The sequence below is a fragment of the Saccharomonospora iraqiensis subsp. iraqiensis genome, from assembly GCF_000430445.1.
GTDB classification, from domain to species: domain Bacteria; phylum Actinomycetota; class Actinomycetes; order Mycobacteriales; family Pseudonocardiaceae; genus Saccharomonospora; species Saccharomonospora iraqiensis.
Window position 1 is genome coordinate 92,282 of sequence record NZ_KE387040.1, and the last position, 5,219, is coordinate 97,500.

At 71.7% G+C, this 5,219-nt stretch carries 5 protein-coding genes; 1 reads left to right on the forward strand and 4 read right to left on the reverse strand.

The features are described 5' to 3' along the window. Positions 1–33: 33 nt before the first annotated feature. Genes ACTIR_RS0102460 through ACTIR_RS0102475 form a run of 4 tightly spaced genes read right to left on the reverse strand, consistent with a single transcriptional unit; the run spans position 34 to position 3,966 of the window. A complete protein-coding gene (locus ACTIR_RS0102460) occupies positions 34–1,053 on the reverse strand; it encodes a DctP family TRAP transporter solute-binding subunit (RefSeq protein ID WP_026453098.1) in 1,020 nt (339 codons plus the stop codon). Between the two features lie 48 nt (positions 1,054–1,101). Continuing rightward, entirely contained in the window at positions 1,102–2,376 is a 1,275-nt protein-coding gene (locus ACTIR_RS0102465; protein WP_026453099.1) for a TRAP transporter large permease, read from the reverse strand. Next, the gene (locus ACTIR_RS21275; protein ID WP_084789283.1) at positions 2,373–2,942 is read right to left on the reverse strand and encodes a TRAP transporter small permease; all 570 of its coding nucleotides are present in this window, start codon (positions 2,940–2,942) and stop codon (positions 2,373–2,375) included. Before ACTIR_RS21275 ends, ACTIR_RS0102465 begins: the two co-directional genes overlap by 4 nt. Next, a complete protein-coding gene (locus tag ACTIR_RS0102475) occupies positions 2,935–3,966 on the reverse strand; it encodes a zinc-dependent alcohol dehydrogenase (protein WP_026453100.1) in 1,032 nt (343 codons plus the stop codon). Before ACTIR_RS0102475 ends, ACTIR_RS21275 begins: the two co-directional genes overlap by 8 nt. Before the next feature lie 209 nt (positions 3,967–4,175). On the opposite strand from ACTIR_RS0102475, the gene ACTIR_RS0102480 reads away from it, so the two are divergent. Continuing rightward, a complete protein-coding gene (locus tag ACTIR_RS0102480) occupies positions 4,176–5,201 on the forward strand; it encodes a LacI family DNA-binding transcriptional regulator (RefSeq protein WP_026453101.1) in 1,026 nt (341 codons plus the stop codon). The last annotated feature ends 18 nt before the right edge of the window (positions 5,202–5,219 follow it).

The following is a 5,219-nucleotide window of genomic DNA, read 5'->3' on the forward strand; positions in this document are numbered from 1 at the left end:
GGCGCGCGCGGGCCCGGCCGTCGATTCCCCGCGTCACTCCGCGGACCCACGCACCTGCTCGTAGAGGCGCAGCTGCTCACCCGAGAGGTTGTCCATGAAGTACTCCTCCGCCCGCGCGGCGAAGGCCTCCCGGTCGACGTCGTCGACGACGGTCATCCCACCGTCGTTCTGCCACTGGTCGAGAATCTTCTGCTCCTCCTGCTCGATGCACTGCCGGTTCTCCGCCCGGGTCTCGTGCACCGTGGTGCGCAGCTGCTCCCGCTGCTCACCGGAGAGCTGCTGCCAGCGGTCCTCGTTCACCACGACCAGCTGGGAGCCGGTCTGGTGGCCGGACATGCTGACGTGGCTCTGCACCTCGTCGAAGCTCTGCGCGGCGATCGTCGGCACCGGGTTCTCCTGCCCGTCGATGACGCCCTGCTGCAGCGACAGGTAGACCTCCTCGAACGCGACCGTGGTCGGGTCGGCACCGACCGCCTTCGCGTTCTCCAGGTAGATCGGCGAGTCCGGGTAGCGCATCCGCAGGCCCTCCAGGTCGGCGGGCTCGCGGATCGCCTGGTTGGCCGTGAAGTGCCGCATCCCGAAGAACCAGACGTCCAGGATCCGGGTGCCGGTCTCGGCGGCGAAGTCGTCCTTGAGCTGCTGGGCGGCCTCGCTGTCGAAGAACTCGAAGAGATGGTCGGGGCCGTTGAAGGCGTAGGCCATGTCCAGCACGCCGATCGGCTCGTAGGTCGAGGCCAACGCGGACGAGCCCTGCACGTCCATGTCGACGTCGCCCTCCATGACGGAGGTGAACCGCTCGGTGTCGTCGCCGAGCTGGCTGTTCGGGAACGTCTCGACGGTGACGCCGTTGTCCCGGCCGTTCACCGTGTCGGCGACGGACTGGATGCCGCACCGGGTGTGCGGGTGTTCGGTGGTATAGCTGTTGGCGAACGACAGGGTGAGGTCGCCGTCCCCACCGCCGCCGCCGGAGTCGTTCATCGCGGTGCAGCCGGTGGCCAGCAGGGCGACGGCGGGCAGCGCGGCGAGGGCGCGGGGGATCTTTCGGGTCGGCATCGTTGCCTCCTGGTTTCCTGACGGGGACAGGGTGGTCGGGGACAGGGGTCAGAGCCCGAGGACGGTGGGCAGGAACGTGACCACGGACGGCACGAACGTGATCAACAGCAGCACCGCGACCAGCGGGACGAGGAAGGGTGCCGTGCCCCGGAAGACCTCGTGCACCGGCAGCTTCGTGACCGGGCTGAGGACGTAGAGCACGGCCCCGATCGGCGGGGTCAGCAGGCCGATCATCAGGTTGACGATCGTGAGCACGCCGAAGTGCAGCGGATCGACGCCGAACTGGACGGCGATGGGCAACAGGATCGGCACCGTGATCATCAGTACCGAGGTGCCCTCCAACACCGCACCGAGCAGGATGAGCAGGACGTTGACCAGCAGCAGGAACACGACCTGGTTGTCGGTGAGGCCGAGCATGAACTCGGCGACCGCACCGGGGACCTGCTCGCGGGCCAGGATCCAGGCCAGCAGCCCGGAGGCGCCCAGGATCAGGGTGATCGAGGCGGTGGTCGCCGCCGTGTCGCGCAGGATCGCCCCGAGGTCGCGCGGCCGCACCGTGCCGGTCGCGAAGCCGAGCGCCAGGACGTAGGCCGCCCCCACCGCGGCGGCCTCGGTGGGGGTGAAGAACCCGCCGAGGATGCCGCCGAGGATGATGACCGGCGCGAGCAACGGCGCGATCACCCGCAGGGTGGCGGCGCGCAGGCGGGCCCACTCGAAGGGCTCGGCCTCGAGGTTCGGCTGCCTGCGTGCCCACACGAACACGGCCAGCGCCAGCCCGGACGCCAGCAGGAACGCGGGAACCACCGAGGCGGCGAACAACGCCCCCGTGGACACCGCCGCGATCGAGGCGTAGACGACCGCGGGGATGCTCGGCGGCATGACCGGGCCGATCAGGCTGGAGGCGGCCGTGATGCCCACGGCGAACCGCTTCGGGTAGCCCTTCCGCACCATCGCGGGCACCTCGACCTTGCCGAGCCCGGCGGCGTCGGCCAGGGCCGAGCCGCTCATCCAGGAGAAGCCGAGACTCACCCCGATGTTGACGTAGCCGAGGCTGCCCCGGACCCGTCCGACGAGCGCCTGCGCGAAGTCGAACAGCCGGTCGGCGATGCCCGCGTGGTTGGCCACCACGCCGACGAGGATGAACAGCGGGACGGCCAGCAGCGGGAAGCTGTCGATCGCCCCGGTGACCTCGCGCATGCTCAGGCCGACCGACTGGCCGTTCAGGGTCACGTACGTCAGGCACGGGCCGAGCAGCGCGAACGCCACGGGCACGCGCAGCACCAACAGCGCGATGATCGCCACCGCGAGAAGCGTCATGCTCATGCGGGCTGCTCCTCTCCGGACGGTCGCGGCGGCGCGACGACGGCCATCGCCGAACGCACGGTGGTCAGCACGAGCCCGGCGAGTGGAATGACGTAGAAGTAGTTCATCGGGATGCCCATCGCCGGGGAGACCTGGGCGGTGGGCTCGAACGCGAGGACGAAGGCCTCGTAGGCGAGGTTCACGCAGACGACGGCGACCATCACGTTGGCGAAGATCAGTACGAGCCGGTGTAGGCGCCCGCGGACCGCGTAGTCGATCAGCTTGAGCGTGACGTGCTCGTCACGGCCCATCAGGTAGCCGGCCATCGCGAAGGTCAGCCACACCAGGCCGAACCGGGCGAGTTCCCCGGTCCACACCCAGCCGCCGGTCGGCAGGTAGCGCTGCACGGCCTGCACCAGCATCAACGTGAAGATCGTGACCAGCATCAGCCCGCCGACGACGGCCTCGGCGGCGGAGAGTGCGCCGGACACCCGGCGCACCAACGCACGGACGCCGCCCTCGGACGGCGCCGTCCCGTCGGGCCGCGCCGTCCCGTCCGGCCGCGGGGGGTCGGTGTGTTCAGCCATTCCGGTCCTCCTGCCAACCGGTGAGGTCGATCCAGGACTTGCCCGGCACGGTCCGCGCGCCGGCGAAGGCCTCCGCGGCGGCGTCCGGTGTCGCGGTGTGCCGGAGGACGTCCGCCGGAGCGAGGACGCCCGCGGCGACGGCGTCCACGGTGTCCCGGAAGTCCTCCGGGTGGTCGTAGATCAGCGACCCGCGCAGGGTCACCTGCCGTCGCGTGAGATCGGCCGTGGTGGCCGACACCGTGCTCCCGCTCATGCCGATCAGCACGACCGAGCCGGTGGGGCGCACGGTGCGCAGCGCCAGATCCCAGGTGTCGGCGAGGCCGACGGTGTCGAACACGACGTGGAAGCCGTGTGCGGCGTCCGCGGTCCGCCCGGGGTCCGGGACGTGGTCCCGGGGGAGCCGGTGCGCGCCGAGTTCCTCGGCCAGCGCGGTCCTGCCGTCGTGCGGTTCGCTGACGTACGGCCGGACACCGAGCGCCCGCAGTGCCTGGCAGACGAACAGGCCCTGGGATCCGGCCCCGACGACCAGGCACCGGTCGTCCGGGCCCACCCCGGAACGCCGGACGGCGGCGCGGGCGACGGCGAGCGGCTCCAGACACGCCAGGGTCGCATCGTCCACGGTGTCCGGGACCGGCCGGGCGAACCGTGCGGGCACCGCGACCCGTTCGGCGAGCAGTCCGGGGATGTTCATGCCGACGATGCCCCGGTCCGGGCACGCCGAGGTCGCCCCCTCCGCACAGGCGGCGCAGGACAGGCAGCCGTAGTTGGGTTCGACCACCACCCGCTGTCCCGGATACCGGTCGGTGACCCCGGGGCCGACCGCGACGATCTCGCCGCCGCCCTCGTGTCCCATCACCCACGGCAGTTCGGGGGTGGCCCGGTGTCCGTCGTAGACACCCAGGTCCGACCCGCACAGCCCGACGGCCCGCATCGCGACGAGGACCTCGCCCGCGCGGGGTTCGGGCTCGGGCCAGGTGTCGACCTCGCGCACCTGCCCCGGGCGGGTCAGAACGATAGCCCTCATCAACCGTGTCCCTCTCGACGTCGTTGCCCGTTCGTCCGCCGCGCCGCCGCGCGGCCACCGGACCGCAACACACCCGGTCGGGGGGCCGCCGGGCGAAGTCGCAGCAGACCCTAAGCAGGCGGACAACCGGATGACAAGCGGTTGCCATATGTTGCCATTCCGGCCTATGCTCGGCACCGCCTGCGAATCGGACGGAGCGGAGTACTGCGGTGGCGCACAGTGACGGACGGCGTCCGACGATCTACGACGTGGCCCGCGAGGCGGGGGTGGCGACGTCGACGGTCTCCCGGGCGCTCGCCAGACCGGGCCGGGTCAACGCCCGCACCCGGGACCACGTCCTTCAGGTGGCCGAGCGGCTGGGTTACCGGACCAATCCCCTCGCACGGGCGCTGCCCTCCGGGGACACCCGGACGGTGGCGTTGTTCGTCGCGGACATCACCAACCCGCACTTCTTCGGCATCATCCGGGGCGCCGAGCAGCAGACCCGCGCGGCCGGGCGCACACTGATCCTCGGCGACACCGAGGAGTCGCCGGATCTGGAGTCGGGCAACGTCGAACGGCTCAGCGGTTCCGTGGAGGGATTCGTGATCGCGGCGAGCCGGATGTCCGACGGCCAGATCCGCGAGCTCGCCTCCGCGCACCGGCTGGCCCTGGTGAGTCGCCGGGTCGACGGTCTGCCGAGTGTGACCGTCGACCACGAGGACGGAACCCGGCAGATCGTCGAACACCTCGCTTCGCTCGGGCACACGTCCGTGGCCTACCTCGCCGGGCCGCGCCGGTCGTGGCTGGCCACCGAACGGTGGCGGGTCATCCGGGAGACCGCCGACGAACTCGGTGTCCGGGCGATGCGGCTCGGCCCGTTCCCCCCGGCCGTGGAGGGTGGTGCCGCGGCGGCGGACGCCACCCTCACCCGGGACGTCACCGCGGCCGTGGCGCACAACGACCTGATGGCCATCGGCATGCTGCGCCGGTTCGCCGCCCGCGGTGTGCGCGTGCCGGGCGAGCTCAGCGTCGTCGGCTACGACGACATCTTCGGCGCCGACTTCTGTTCGCCGCGGTTGACCACGTTGGCCGGGCAGTTCGACGAGGCCGGGCGGGTGGCCGTGGACCTGTTGTTCGACGGGCGTCCCCGGTCGGCCGCCGAGGTGGTATTGCCGTCCCACCTCGTGGTCCGGGACTCGACCGGGCCGGCGCCGCGCACGGCACCCGGGCGGACCCCGGCGGTGCGCCCGTGAGCGGCCCCCGGATCCACG